This window comes from Pseudomonas sp. DSP3-2-3 (assembly GCF_049898225.1).
Taxonomy (GTDB): Bacteria; Pseudomonadota; Gammaproteobacteria; order Pseudomonadales; family Pseudomonadaceae; genus Aquipseudomonas.
In genome coordinates this window covers 194,543-207,455 of record NZ_JAFCXH010000004.1, presented here as the reverse complement: position 1 = coordinate 207,455, position 12,913 = coordinate 194,543, and the positions used below count along the sequence as shown (strand labels likewise).

13 protein-coding genes and 1 pseudogene are annotated in these 12,913 nt (G+C 59.2%); 8 read left to right on the top strand and 6 right to left on the bottom strand.

From position 1 onward, the window contains the following. Nucleotides 1-49: 49 nt before the first annotated feature. Together ACP7E4_RS06945 and ACP7E4_RS06940 are read right to left on the bottom strand one after the other, a co-directional pair. A complete protein-coding gene (locus ACP7E4_RS06945; protein WP_426112710.1) occupies nucleotides 50-934 on the bottom strand; it encodes a LysR substrate-binding domain-containing protein in 885 nt (294 codons plus the stop codon). Between the two features lie 53 nt (nucleotides 935-987). After that, nucleotides 988-1,626 (bottom strand): TetR/AcrR family transcriptional regulator C-terminal domain-containing protein, encoded by a 639-nt coding sequence (locus ACP7E4_RS06940; RefSeq protein ID WP_426113060.1) that lies wholly within the window; start codon nucleotides 1,624-1,626, stop codon nucleotides 988-990. 335 nt (nucleotides 1,627-1,961) lie between these two features. Here ACP7E4_RS06940 and ACP7E4_RS06935 point away from each other — a divergent pair, with 335 nt between their 5' ends. Beyond that, nucleotides 1,962-2,627, top strand: coding sequence for a DUF3313 domain-containing protein (locus tag ACP7E4_RS06935; RefSeq protein WP_426112712.1), 666 nt, complete (start codon nucleotides 1,962-1,964; stop codon nucleotides 2,625-2,627). Between the two features lie 20 nt (nucleotides 2,628-2,647). Here ACP7E4_RS06935 and ACP7E4_RS06930 read toward each other — a convergent pair whose 3' ends face one another. The 3 genes and pseudogenes from ACP7E4_RS06930 to ACP7E4_RS06920 form a co-directional block, all read right to left on the bottom strand. Next, nucleotides 2,648-3,079 (bottom strand): GFA family protein, encoded by a 432-nt coding sequence (locus tag ACP7E4_RS06930; protein WP_426112714.1) that lies wholly within the window; start codon nucleotides 3,077-3,079, stop codon nucleotides 2,648-2,650. 63 nt (nucleotides 3,080-3,142) lie between these two features. Next, complete coding sequence (gene chrA, locus ACP7E4_RS06925; protein ID WP_426112716.1) at nucleotides 3,143-4,342, bottom strand: chromate efflux transporter; 1,200 nt, start codon at nucleotides 4,340-4,342, stop codon at nucleotides 3,143-3,145. A 65-nt stretch (nucleotides 4,343-4,407) separates the two neighbouring features. Continuing rightward, a pseudogene (locus ACP7E4_RS06920) lies at nucleotides 4,408-4,978 on the bottom strand (cytochrome b). A 173-nt stretch (nucleotides 4,979-5,151) separates the two neighbouring features. Here ACP7E4_RS06920 and ACP7E4_RS06915 point away from each other — a divergent pair. The 7 genes from ACP7E4_RS06915 to ACP7E4_RS06885 are packed head-to-tail and all read left to right on the top strand — an operon-like array spanning nucleotide 5,152 to nucleotide 11,465. Next, nucleotides 5,152-5,829 (top strand): thermostable hemolysin, encoded by a 678-nt coding sequence (locus tag ACP7E4_RS06915; protein WP_426112718.1) that lies wholly within the window; start codon nucleotides 5,152-5,154, stop codon nucleotides 5,827-5,829. Then, nucleotides 5,819-7,300, top strand: coding sequence for an AMP-binding protein (locus ACP7E4_RS06910; protein WP_426112720.1), 1,482 nt, complete (start codon nucleotides 5,819-5,821; stop codon nucleotides 7,298-7,300). The genes ACP7E4_RS06915 and ACP7E4_RS06910 overlap by 11 nt, the downstream gene beginning before the upstream one ends. Beyond that, the gene (locus ACP7E4_RS06905) at nucleotides 7,297-7,989 is read left to right on the top strand and encodes a TenA family transcriptional regulator (RefSeq protein WP_426112722.1); all 693 of its coding nucleotides are present in this window, start codon (nucleotides 7,297-7,299) and stop codon (nucleotides 7,987-7,989) included. Before ACP7E4_RS06910 ends, ACP7E4_RS06905 begins: the two co-directional genes overlap by 4 nt. After that, nucleotides 7,976-8,785 (top strand): SDR family oxidoreductase, encoded by an 810-nt coding sequence (locus tag ACP7E4_RS06900; RefSeq protein WP_426112724.1) that lies wholly within the window; start codon nucleotides 7,976-7,978, stop codon nucleotides 8,783-8,785. The genes ACP7E4_RS06905 and ACP7E4_RS06900 overlap by 14 nt, the downstream gene beginning before the upstream one ends. Then, complete coding sequence (locus ACP7E4_RS06895; RefSeq protein WP_426112726.1) at nucleotides 8,782-9,426, top strand: tetratricopeptide repeat protein; 645 nt, start codon at nucleotides 8,782-8,784, stop codon at nucleotides 9,424-9,426. Before ACP7E4_RS06900 ends, ACP7E4_RS06895 begins: the two co-directional genes overlap by 4 nt. Nucleotides 9,427-9,438: 12 nt before the next feature. Further along, nucleotides 9,439-10,101, top strand: a complete 663-nt coding sequence (locus tag ACP7E4_RS06890; protein ID WP_426112728.1) for a response regulator — start codon at nucleotides 9,439-9,441, stop codon at nucleotides 10,099-10,101. After that, nucleotides 10,098-11,465, top strand: a complete 1,368-nt coding sequence (locus tag ACP7E4_RS06885; protein WP_426112730.1) for an ATP-binding protein — start codon at nucleotides 10,098-10,100, stop codon at nucleotides 11,463-11,465. The genes ACP7E4_RS06890 and ACP7E4_RS06885 overlap by 4 nt, the downstream gene beginning before the upstream one ends. Here the strand turns inward: ACP7E4_RS06885 and ACP7E4_RS06880 are convergent, their stop codons facing one another. After that, on the bottom strand, nucleotides 11,466-12,896 hold the full coding sequence (locus ACP7E4_RS06880) for a mechanosensitive ion channel domain-containing protein (RefSeq protein ID WP_426112732.1): 1,431 nt from the start codon (nucleotides 12,894-12,896) through the stop codon (nucleotides 11,466-11,468). Nucleotides 12,897-12,913 lie beyond the last annotated feature (17 nt).

Here is a 12,913-nt window from a genome sequence, read left to right as displayed (position 1 = left end):
ACAACCGGACACAGGCTCTAGCAGTTATGCTGATTTCGCATACGTCTCTTTACGTTATGCAGATTTTACGAACCAGCTGCATGGTCTGCGCGGCCAGGCGCGACAGTGGACGTTGCTCGAAGGTGGCGATGAACAAGTGAGTCTGGATGGAAGGCGAGACGATCTGTGCCGCTTTCAAACCTTCCAGCTGGCCGTTGTTATTGGCCAGGGCTGAGCGAAACAGCACGCCATAGCCCATGTCGAGATTGATCAACTCCAGCAGCGACGGGATGCTGTCCACTTCAAGGCACACGTCGAGATTCACCTCATGGCGCGACGCTTCGGTTTCAATGAGTCGGCGAATGGAGTGCGGCTCACTGGGCGTGATCAAGGGGTAGCGCCCCAGATCTTTCATCGCGACCTGGGCGGGCAGGTCCGACTGCTGGCTGCCGATCAGCATCAGCGGCTCGGAGTGAATATGTTCATATTGCAGCTGTGCGCTGTGGCCCGGATTGAACAGCAGTGCGAAATCCAGCCGACCGAGCAGCAGCCACTCGCGCATCGAATGGGTCAGCCCTTCCTTGATGCCCAGAATGCAGTGCGGGAAGCGCTCCCGGAAAGCCGTGACTACCGCCACGGTATGGCGTCGCGAAATACTCGGCGGAAGGCCGACCACGACCTTGCCGGACAGCGTGTCGCGTTGTTCGCGCAGATCCTCGCGAGCCACTTGCACCTGACGCAAGATACCTTTGCCGTGGTCGAACAGACGCTGGCCGGAAGCGGTCAGCAAAACACCGCGTCCATTGCGCAAAAGCAGATGCTCTTGCAGCTCAACCTCAAGCTGTCGAACCTGACGGCTGACCACCGGCTGGGAAATGTTCAATACGGCGGCAGCCTTGGTAAAACTCCCGAACTCGGCCACCCGCACAAAACATTCGAGCTGTTTCAGATCCATGGCTGCGACTCTGGCAAAAAAAGCATGGTAACGCTTTTTCCGGCTGTGCTTTGTCAGCCAGTGCAGCGCGGTGAGACTGTCAGCAGCGCACCGCGGAGAAACATATCAACGGCGGTTGCCACCAGTTGGTCAATCTGCGCCAGCGTCATGGGTTTCGGATCCTGCTGGAACAGACGCTCATCGACCTCGGCGGTAAGCAGCGAGAGAAACTGTTTGGCGAGAACTCGCGGATTGGCCTTGCTCAGTGCCCCGTTTTCCACGGAAGCGGACATGAGCGTGGCCAGTGCGTCGATGCTTTGGCTCGGCCCTGATTGGTAAAACAGCGTGCCTATGTCGGAACGCCCTGATTCGGCCAGAACCATCCGGTAAACCTTGATCGCGGTGGAGTCGTTCATGACGATTTTCAGCATGTTGCGCCCGAATTTCAGCAGCGACTCTTCCAGGTTCACGCTGATCCCGGGCTCTACAACAAGGTCAGCAACGGCGTTGTACAGATGCGAGGTGGCATACATTTGGACCACCGCGATGAACAGGGCTTCCTTGGAGGAGAAGTAGCCGTAGAGCGTGGCCTTGGAACCACCCAAGCGTATCGAGACCTCTTTCATCGACGCGCCTTCGTACCCCAGATCAAGGAAGACGCCAGCAGCAGTTTCCACGATGGCGGTACGGCGAGTTTCAGTACGGACCTTCATTGTTTCTCCAAAAGCAGACCATTGTGTACATTTTAGGTTGACGAGGGACATCGGAACGGCTAAAAGTATACACATTGGTACGGTTTTGATCGATGGCCGGTTTCATCGTGGATCGCGTGATGCCTGTTCACTGTTTTCGACAGTCCACAGTCCTGGCTTAAAGGTTTGGGAAGTTGCTGTTGAGTTACTGGGACATAACTTTCCCAGGCAAGTTATTGGTATATCAACGAGATTCAGCGCGTTCCTGTGCACGCCCACCAAACAGGGCGGCGTATCCGCACGCCCTTTATAACCCTTGATGGCAATCGCGATTGTTATAGACGAGAGGAAAGAGTATGTGCAGTCCAGAGCCAAAGGCAGGCGTATTTCTATTGTTTGTATTAGCGGTCGGAGGCTGCGCGACGCAAGAGCCTTTTCCTTATTCCGGAATCGAATCGTCGCGGGAAATGCGGCTGAACAAGGATGATGCGTCGGGGCGTATTCCATTCCAGTACACCAGTAAAGTGGACTGGAGCAGATACAAAAACGTCATGCTCGAGCCTGTGGTGATTTATTCCGGGGCTGATGGTCAGTTTGCAGACATGACCATCAACGATAAGAGGGCGTTGGCCAACTTCATGACAACCGAGTTTTCCGAGGCGCTGGGACAACGCTTTCGCTTTGCCGCCAAGCCTGGGCCGGACACCCTCAGGATTCGCCTGACCTTGACCGGGGCCGAGACGACCACGCCGGTATTGGCAACGTTTTCCCGGTTCGACATCGGCATGGGCTCTTACAACCTCGTTCAGGCGGCGCGAGATCGCAAGGGCACATTTTCCGGTTCGGTCAGCTACGCAGTGGAAATCTATAACGCTTCCACCTCACGCCTGATGGAGTCCTACGTGACCCGGCAATATCCCAGGACTTACGATATAAGCTCCACATTCGGTTCCTTGTCAGCTGCCAGGGCGGGTATATCCATCGGCGCTAAAAGTCTGGTCGATAGTTTCGGTTTTTATTGAACCTGGATAAGTAGCCGACTTTATACGTCATCTGAACATGGCTCTTCGTCGACGGGTTGGCGATCCGCAGGATGATTGACGCCATTACTGATTGGAACCTGGCCCAGGTCATAAGGATTGACACCTTCCAGGCAACCAACGTTATAACCGTATTGGTCCGGATTGGAGCGGCGTTGATGATGGGTATAAATTCCGCAGTTCCCGCAGAAGTAATGTTTCGCGGTGCGGGTATTAAACTGGTAAAGCTTCAACTGACTTTGGCCCTGGACGATATGGATAGCCTCCTGCGGCACGGTTGCGACTATTGCGCCTCGGCGCCGGCACATCGAGCAATCGCAGCGACGCGGGTCGACGACGCCATCGGGCAGGTCAAGCTCCAGAACCACCGCGCCGCAGTGACACGAGGCGCGGTGTCTGGGCAGGATCTGAGTCGGACCGATTTTTTTGATCATGACTGTTGCTCCCATTCCGTTTGAAAGTGGACAGGGTAGTTGCTGAGGAGCAATCTCGTCCAATCACTGGACCAACAGCCAGCCGATCAAGGCGCTGGCGGCCACCACTAGCCACGGCGGCAGCTTCCAGTACATCAGGGCCACCAAGGCCAGTAGCGCCAGGGCAATATCCTGTAGACCGAAGATTGCGCTGGTCCATACCGGCTGATAAAGGGCGGCCAGCAGCAGGCCCACCACGGCGGCATTAATGCCGCTGAGCGCGGTCTGAATCCGCCGGTTGCGTTGCAGTGCGCCCCAGAACGGCAGCGAGCCGAATACCAGAAAAAAAGCCGGCGCAAAGATTGCCAGCAGACAAATCAGACCACCGATGAAGCCCGATGGCTGGCCCTGCAACGACGCCCCGAGAAACGCGGCAAAGGTGAACAGCGGGCCCGGCATGGCCTGGGCTGCGCCGTAGCCGGCCAGAAACGCCTGATTGCCGACCCAACCGGTCGGCACCACCTCGACCTGCAACAGCGGCAAGACCACATGCCCGCCGCCGAACACCAGTGAGCCTGCCCGGTAGAAGGCATCCACCAATGCCAGCGTTTGCCAGGGCAGCAGTTCGCTCAGTATCGGCAAGCCCGCCAGCAGAATGCCGAACAGCGTTAGCCAGAGGATTCCGGCACGGCGGCTGATGCGCACCTCAAACGGCTGGTGATTGGTCAGTGCGCCTGGTTTTGGCAACAGTAGGCCAATGATCCCGGCAAGGACGATCACGCTGATCTGCGTCCAGATACCAGGCAGCAGCAGGGCACCAGCCGCCGCGAGAAGCATCAACAGGATGCGCGGCGCATCCGGGCATAGCGTGCGACCCATGCTCCACACCGCTTGGGCGACCACTGCCACAGCGACCACTTTCAGGCCATGCAAGGCGCCGGGCGAAACAGCCTCACCGAGGCTGGACACACCCATGGCAAACAGCATCAGCACGATAGCCGAAGGCAGGGTGAATCCTGTCCAGGCGGCCAGTGCGCCAACATAACCGCCCCGGGACATTCCCAGCGCAATCCCCACCTGACTGCTCGCCGGCCCCGGCAAGAACTGACAAAGGGCGACCAGATCCGCATAGCTGCGCTCGGACAACCATTGCCGACGGGTGACGAACTCGGCGCGAAAATAGCCGAGATGGGCGATGGGACCACCAAAAGACGTGAGCCCCAGACGCAGGAAAATCAGAAAAATCTGCAGGGGGCTTTGCATGGGTTGTCGCGAATTGGCCATGGGGCTGATCTGGCTGGAGTCCTGAGAACTCAGTTTTCAGGACCTGAGCCGTGGTGTTGCGAAGCTTACGCGTGATCCTGCTTCTTTTCGATGAGGCGCGCCGGCAGCATGCGTTTGAGGGTGTTATCGCCGATCCAGTAGTGGTGAAACAGGCCGGCTGCGGCGTGCAGCCCGATCAGCCAATAGCCAGCGTTGCCCAGCAGTTCGTGCCACTCCTTCATCTGCTGTGCCATGGTTGGGTCAATACTGATCGGGGTCGGCAGCATGAAGCCGAAATACGGCACCGGTTTGCCCTGAGCACTCAGCATCAACCAAGCGAAAACCGGCGTGGCGATCATCAGGCCATACAGTGCCAGATGCATCAGGTGTGAGACGCCGGTTTGCCAGTGTGGCGGGCGCGGCGCAATGGCCGGAGCGGGGTTAAAGCGCCCGAGCAGGCGGATCCAGACCATGACGAAGATAGCCAGGCCGAACAGAGCGTGGAGGCCCAGAAAAAGACTTCTGGACGCACTGCCTCGGGGCATCAGGCCCTTGAACTCGATGCAAGCGTAAACAGCGACAAATAGAAACAGCATCAGCCAGTGCATCGCAAATCGAGAGCGTTGCATAGCGTTGTGGCGCGGCGGTTGAGTTCATGGAGGACCTCGTGATGGCAAGTTCGATAGCTGATCGGGCGACTCTGCCGGTCCTGGCTTAAGGCAGTCTGAAGAGACGCCGAAGTTCAGAAATATCGCACCTCGCTCACCTTCAGATTGCGTTAAGAATCGCCGTCGATACTCCACCCCACTTACTCAAGGGGGGAGCGCCCTATGTCAGGTTTCGACTGGAATATTCACTTGCCGTTGCGGCTCGGCACTGCCGGTACACCCGGTCTGGAACTGACGCGTTCGCTGTCCGGCGATGCGTCGCGCCACGATTTGGAAACCTTCATTCATGCGTGTTTCCACCAGGCACATGGCGCCCGGATCAGCCACTTCATGCCAGAACTGTTCGGCCTCAGTGACCATAGCAGCAGCCTTTGTGCCGTGGCCGGAGTTCGCCGGGCCGCTACAGGCCCATTGTTCCTTGAGCATTATCTGGATGAGGCGATCGAGCAGCTGATTTTTGCGCGTGCAGGGCGGCCGGTGGATCGTGATGGCATCGTCGAAGTCGGCAATCTGGCCGCCAGCAATCTGGGCAGCGCACGGCTGAGCATTATTACCGTGACCTGGTTGTTAGCCATGGGTGGCTTTGAGTGGGTGGCCTTCACCGGGAATTCCAGTCTGGTCAACAGTTTCACCCGGCTGGGTCTGCGCCCGGTCACGCTTTGTACGGCGGACCCGCTGCGGCTGGGCGACGACCGTCATGCGTGGGGTACCTATTACGAAACCCAGCCCAGCGTGCATGTCGGTGATATCCAGGCCGGTTTCATCCACCTGAGCAAGATGGGGTTGTTTGAGCGATTCGGCTTGCCCTTGACGCTGGAGCAAACCTGCAATGTTGCCTGAACTGAACGCTTTCAAGACCCTCCTGCATAAATACGCCACAACGCAACCGGAGACGGTAGCGTTGTGGGGGGACGACGTGCGCCTGGACTACGCCACCCTGTACGCCGAAATCGAGTTTCGCCAGCAATTGCTGCGTGCCTCGGAGGTCAAGACCATTGGCTTGGCCCTGGACAACGGCCCGCAGGCGCTGCTTTGGGATCTGGCGGTCCTTTTTGAAGGGTTGACCTGCGTCACGCTGCCGCCTTTTTTCAGTGTGGGACAACGTTTGCATTGTCTGCAGCAAAGTCGGGTCGGACTAGTGATCGCCGATGATGCATTTGCCGCTGAATTGACTGGCGCCGGGTACAAACGCTCAGGGGAGTTCTGGTTTCATGTTCAGCCGCAAATTAATGCCATGCCCCACGGCACGGCAAAACTCACGTTCACCTCCGGCACCACCGGCAACCCGAAGGGCGTATGTCTGAGTGCCGAGAGTGTGCTGGCAGTCGCCAGACAGCTGCATGACGCGAGCCTCGACGCTGCGCCTGCGCACCATTTGGCCATCCTTCCCCTGGCGATCCTGCTGGAAAACGTAGGTTGCTATGCGGCGCTGTATGCCGGTGCGACCTTGAGCCTGCCCAGCCAGGCAACCCTGGGCATCCGGGGAGCCAGCGGCGTCGACGTGCCACGCATGCTCGAATGCCTGCAACGGCGGCGTCCTGAAAGCCTGATTCTGGTTCCGCAGTTGCTGCTGATGCTGGTCAGCGCGTGCGAGATGGGTGTCTTCGATGCGTCGATGCTGCGCTTTGCGGCCGTTGGCGGAGCAAGGGTCAGCAGCGAATTATTAGTGCGGGCCCAACGTGTCGGCCTGGCGGTTTTTGAAGGTTATGGTCTTTCGGAATGCGCCTCAGTTGTGGCCTTGAATCGTCCCGGCGCACAACGTCTGGGTAGCGTTGGCAAACCTTTGCCCCACGTTCAAGTAAGGCTGGCCGAAGACGGCGAAGTGCTGATCGGCGGATCGCCCATGCTGGGTTATCTGGGCGATCCAACACCGGCACCCGAGTGGTGGCCCAGCGGTGATCTGGGCGAGTTCGACGCCCAGGGATATCTCTATCTCAAGGGCCGCAAGAAACATCAATTCGTGACCAGCTTTGGCCGCAACGTCAACCCGGAATGGGTCGAGGCCGAACTTACCCAAAACAACCGGATCGCCCAGGCGTTCGTCTATGGCGAGGCGTCGCCGCGCAATCATGCGCTGCTCTGGCCCGTCAGTGCGAACTGCACCGATGCGCAGCTTGCCGAGGCGGTCGACCGCGCCAATCAAGCGCTGCCTGATTACGCCAGGGTCCACGACTGGACCCGGCTCAAGGAGCCGTTCAGCACCGCCAATGGCCTGACGACCGCCAATGGCCGTCCGCGCCGGGAGGCCATCCTCGGACGCTATGGACATTTATTCTCTTTATCGATTCAACGCGAGGAATCCCCATCATGAGTTTTTTCGACACGCTCCAGCATGAAACCCGTCAGGAACGCGACACGTTGTTTAACCTGCCGGTCATTCGCAAAGCCCTGACGGGCGACGTCAGCCTGGAAAGTTACCGGGCGTTTCTCACGCAGGCCTATTACCACGTGCGGCACACCGTGCCGCTGATGATGGCCTGTGGTGCGCGCTTGCCACAGCGCCTGGAATGGCTGCGCGCCGCTGTGTGTGAGTACATCGAAGAAGAGTACGGGCACGAAAAATGGATACTCAATGACATCGCGGCGTGCGATGGCAACGCCGATGCCGTCAGCGCCGGCCAGCCGCAACTGCCCATCGAACTGATGGTTGCGTACCTTTACGACCTTATAGCCCGCAACAATCCGGTCGGCCTGTTTGGCATGGTTAACGTGCTGGAAGGCACCAGCATTGCCTTGGCGACTCATGCCGCCGGCAGCATCCGTGATCAGCTGCAGTTGCCGGAAACGGCCTTCAGCTACCTCAGTTCCCACGGCAGCCTGGATATCGGGCACATGCAAACCTATCGCCGGCTGATGGATCAGTTGGAAGACCCGGCTGACCAGGCTGCCGTCATCCATACCTCGAAAGTCGTTTACCGGCTGTACACCGACATGTTCCGTGAGCTGCCGGGAGCAGCGGCGGCAGGCGCTGTCGAGGATACTGCGCATGCGTCTCTCTGAAGCCAGGGCCGTACTGACCGGGGCCAGCGGCGGGATCGGCCTCGCCATTGCCGAGGCGTTGTGTGCCAGCGGCTGCGAAGTGCTTGCGGTTTCCCGGCACAAGGAACCTTTGTTGCCACTGCTGGAGCAATACCCCCATTTGCTGCGTTGGATCGAGGCGGACCTGACCACGGAGGAGGGGCGCCAGCACGTGGTGGCCTCTGCCCGGACCCTGCGCGGCGTCAACCTGCTCATCAATGCGGCGGGGACCAATCATTTCGCCATGCTTGAGCAGTTGGACGAAAGCGCGATCAGCTCGATGCTGGCTGTTAATGTGCATGCGCCGATTCGCCTGACTCAACTGCTGCTGCCGCTGCTCAACAAAGCCAGCAGCGCCACGGTGGTCAACGTGGGATCGACATACGGGTCAATTGGCTACGCCGGTTACGCCACCTATTGCGCCAGCAAGTTCGCCTTGCGCGGGTTTACCGAGGCATTGCGCCGGGAACTGGCAGACACACGGATCAGCGTGCTTTACGTCGCCCCCCGTGCTACCCGGACCTCAATGAACAGTGGTGCTGCGCAGGCATTGAACGATGCGCTCAACGCCAATGTCGATGATCCCCGGCAGGTCGCCCAAGCGGTGGTGCATGCCATTGCCGGCGATCGTCGCGAACTGTATCTGGGCTGGCCGGAACGGTTTTTCATCGGCCTCAACAGCCTCCTGCCCAGCCTCGTCGACCGAGGTCTGCGCAAGCATCTGCCGCTGATTCGACGCCTCAGTCACGTTCCTGCCAACGAGAAAACCAAACCATGAAAACGATCATCATCGGCCTTGCCTGCGGGTTGCTGAGCCTGCCGCTGTGGGCACTGGACGCTCCCGACCAGCAACGTCTGGCGGCCATCCAGCAAGAATGGGCGCATGTGCAATACGAAACTCCCGCGCCACAGCGACCCGACGCATTCGAAAAACTCGCCGCGCAAACATCGTCCTTTGTGCAAGCTCGTCCCCAGGCGGCCGAAGCCTGGATCTGGTCGGGTATCGTCACCAGCAGTTGGGCGGGGGCTCAGGGCGGTCTGGGGGCGCTGAGCAAGGTCAAGCAAGCCAGGGTTGATCTGGAAAAAGCCCTGTCACTGGACCCCAACGCTCTGCAAGGATCGGCCTACATCAGCCTGGCAGCACTTTATGATCGGGTACCGGGATGGCCTATCGGGTTTGGCGATACCGACAAGGCCCGGCAATTGCTGGAACAGGGCCTGAAGCTCAATCCGGACGGTATCGATCCGCTGTATTTTTGGGGTGACCATTTGTACCGACAAGGCCACTATGCTCAGGCCAGGGATGCGCTCAATAAAGCGCTACAGGCTGCGCCACGTCCTGGTCGGGAAAAGGCCGATGCTGGCCGACGTCAGGAAATAGGGCAATTGCTGGCTGATGTCGAAAAGAAACTCAAATAAAACGGAGCCTCCATGCGTTTGCTGCTCATTGAAGACGATGTCGCGTTGGGGGAGGGGATTCATCAGGCCTTGAGCCGTGAAGGCTATACCGTCGATTGGCTCAAGGATGGAGCCAGCGCTTTGCATTCGCTGCTCAGCGAAAGCTTCGACCTGGCGATCCTCGATCTGGGCCTGCCGAAACTTGACGGACTGGAAGTCCTGCGACGTCTGCGACAGAGCGGCTCAAGCCTGCCGGTGCTGATCCTCACCGCGCGTGATGCCACTGAAGACCGTATCGCCGGACTCGATGCCGGCGCTGACGATTACTTGATCAAACCCTTCGACTTGTCTGAGCTGAAGGCGCGTCTGCGGGCGTTGTTGCGGCGCAGCGCGGGCAGGGCGCGGGCGTTGATCGAACACGCGGGCATTACGCTGGACCCCGGCACCCAACAGGTGACGTATCGCGATCAGGCGGTGTTGCTGACTCCCAAGGAATACCAGTTGCTGCATGAATTGCTGTCACCGCCAGGCCGGGTGCTGACTCGCGATCGGCTGATCCAGCTGTTATATGGCTGGAACGAAGAGGCCGAGAGCAACACCCTGGAAGTGCATATCCACCACCTGCGCAAAAAGTTTTCCAGCGATCTGATTCGCACCATTCGTGGTGTTGGCTACCTGGTGGAGGAGCAACGTTGAACTCGATACGGCGGCGTACCCTGACGCTGATCATCGGCCTGCTTTTGGTGGGTTTGCTGATCCTGAGCGTGTTCAACGTGCATGACAGCAACCATGAAATTGCCGAGGTGTACGACGCGCAGTTGGCCCAGAACGCACGGCTGTTGCAGGGCGTGATGAGAATGCCTCTGGCCCGCACTGAACAGAGTCAGCTTTATCAGGCCTTCAATATGGCGCTGGGACAGGCTGAACCCAGGGTTGATGGCCATCCTTACGAGAGCAAGATTGCCTTTCAGGTATGGGACCACAGCGGCAAGTTGCTGGTGCACACCGCCAGCGCCCCGACCTTCGTTCAAGTGCCGCAGACGGCGGGCTTCAGCGGTGTGACTGACCAGACCGGCCACGGCTGGCGTGCGTTCGTTCTCGACGATAGTCAGAACGGTATGCGTATCTGGGTTGGCGAGCGAGACGATGTGCGTACCGATCTGGTCCATCGGATTGTGCGGCACACCCTGGGCCCGAATCTGATCGGCAGTCTGTTGCTGGTCGCGGTGATCTGGCTGGCGATTGGCTGGGGCCTCAAACCTCTGGCTGATCTGGCCAAGACCCTGCGCGCCCGCAACCCCGGGTCGCTTGAGCCGCTGCGGCTGGCACTGCTGCCCAGTGAGTTGGAGCCGATGCAGGCAGCATTGAACCGTTTGCTCGGCCAGATCCAGGACGTCTTGCACCGTGAACGCCGTTTTATCGCCGACGCCGCCCACGAAATGCGCACCCCGCTGGCGGTGCTCCGGGTCCATGCGCAAAACGTTCTGGAAGCGCGCAACGAGGAGCAGCGTCAAGAATCCCTGGGTTATTTGATCATTGGTGTGGATCGCACCACTCGACTGGTCAATCAACTGTTGACCATTGCGCGTCTGGAACCGCAGGCCAGCGCTGCGCCCATGGCGTCCATCGATCTGGTGGAGACAGTGCGCGAGAGCCTGGTGCAATTGACTCACTGGGTGCTGAGTCGAGGACTGGAGTTGTCATTCGACCCCAGTGAAGCGTCACATTTCGTCCAGACCGATCCAGGACTGATCAACATCGCGCTGCATAACCTGGTGGCCAACGCGGTGAACTTTTCACCCGAGGGCGGCCAGGTCAGGATTGGATTGGTGTTCGATGACCAGACGTTTTCGCTCAGCGTCGAGGATCAAGGTCCCGGCATCGATGAAGCGGAACGTGAGCGTTTGTTCGAGCGTTTCTACAGTCGGGGTAACGATCAGGGCGTTGGTCTGGGGCTGACCATCGTGCAAACCATTGCCCAACGTCTGGGCGGGAAGATCCGTCTGGAAAACCTGCCGGCAGGAGGCTTGCGTGCGGTGTTCCAGGCCCCGGTCAATTGATCAACGCTTCTGCAACCAGCCGAGGAAACTGCCTTTTTTGATCGCCGCCGGTTTTTCCGTCAGCAGCGACTGGCTGCTGTGTTGCCGAACCGCCTGGAGCTTTTTCAAGGCATTCCTGATTTGCCCTTCCTGCTCCATGGTTTCCCGAGCCACTGCTTTGTCGATGCGGTAGACCACGCAGGAAGTGAGGGCGGTAAAGCGTGCTTCGGACGGGGTATCGTTGAGCACGCCTTGCTCGCCCATTACTTCGCTGGGTCCCATGCGGCCGGCCTCGATGTAATTGCTGCCATCGGACACCGTCGCCGAGACCACGCCGGTGGCGATCACCAACAGGCTGTCAGTCACTTCATTTTCTTCCAGAATCACCTGTCCAGCGGCGTACTCCCGTGACGACATGTTCTGCGCCAGATGGTTTTTCTCTTCGCTGTTCAGCGCGCGCAAAACCTTGACTTCATCCAGCAGCGTGCGCGCCCGGGATGCCGGTTCAGCCGTCACCTCCGATTGCCAGGCGATGCCCGCCGCTTCCAGATGACGATAGGCCAGGTCGAACAGCAGGTTGCGCACATCGGCCTTTTTATCCAGGTTCTTGATGTAGCCGGTGAGGGTGTATTCGATGGTGGTCGGGCTGGCTTCCTTGACCGTGGCGCGAGCCTTGGGGAAGGGCAACAGGGCGCTGCTGCCCTGCAAGGCGCGGTCCAGCGCGTCCAGCACGCGACGGGGGCGAATATGCGGCGAGACCATGATGTTGATTGAGACGCCGAACATGTCCTTGGGACGGCTGAGGTTGACGATCTTGGCCTTGGCCGCCACCGAATTGGGGATCACTGCGGTGCTGCCGGTGCCGGTCAGCAGATGCGTGGCGCGCCAGTCGATGTCGACGACTTTGCCTTCGACACCGTCGATGCTGATCGAGTCGTCTACCTGATAGGGTTTGGTGGTGTTGAGGACGATGCCGGAAAACACATCGCTCAAGGTGCTTTGCAAGGCGAGACCGACGATGATCGCCATGGCGCCGGAAGTGGCGAGCAGGCCTTTGACGGGGAGTTGCAGCACGTAGCCTGCGGCGGCAACGATGCCGATCAGGAAAATCACCGCACCGATTACTTCCTGCAACAAACGCCCGCTGTGCCCGATGCGCTGCATCAGCAACAGGCCGAGTACTTCGGTCAGGGTTCGCGAGGCGAAAATCCACCAGATGATCTCCAGCGCAGTCGCCGCCAGATGCCGGGCGCTGTCGTCTTCCCACGGCGCAGTGTCCAGGGGGCTCAGTCCGGCGCTGATGATCACCACGCTGTACAACAGGAATAACCCCAGACGCGCCGCGACTTTCGGCAAGCGGTGCTGATAAGGCACGGCGTGCCAGCTCGCCAGATCGATGAGGATCAGAAAAACGCTGCACGCCAGCGGGTACGTTTGCATGAAGGCGAGCATGGGCGAGTTCCTTGGTG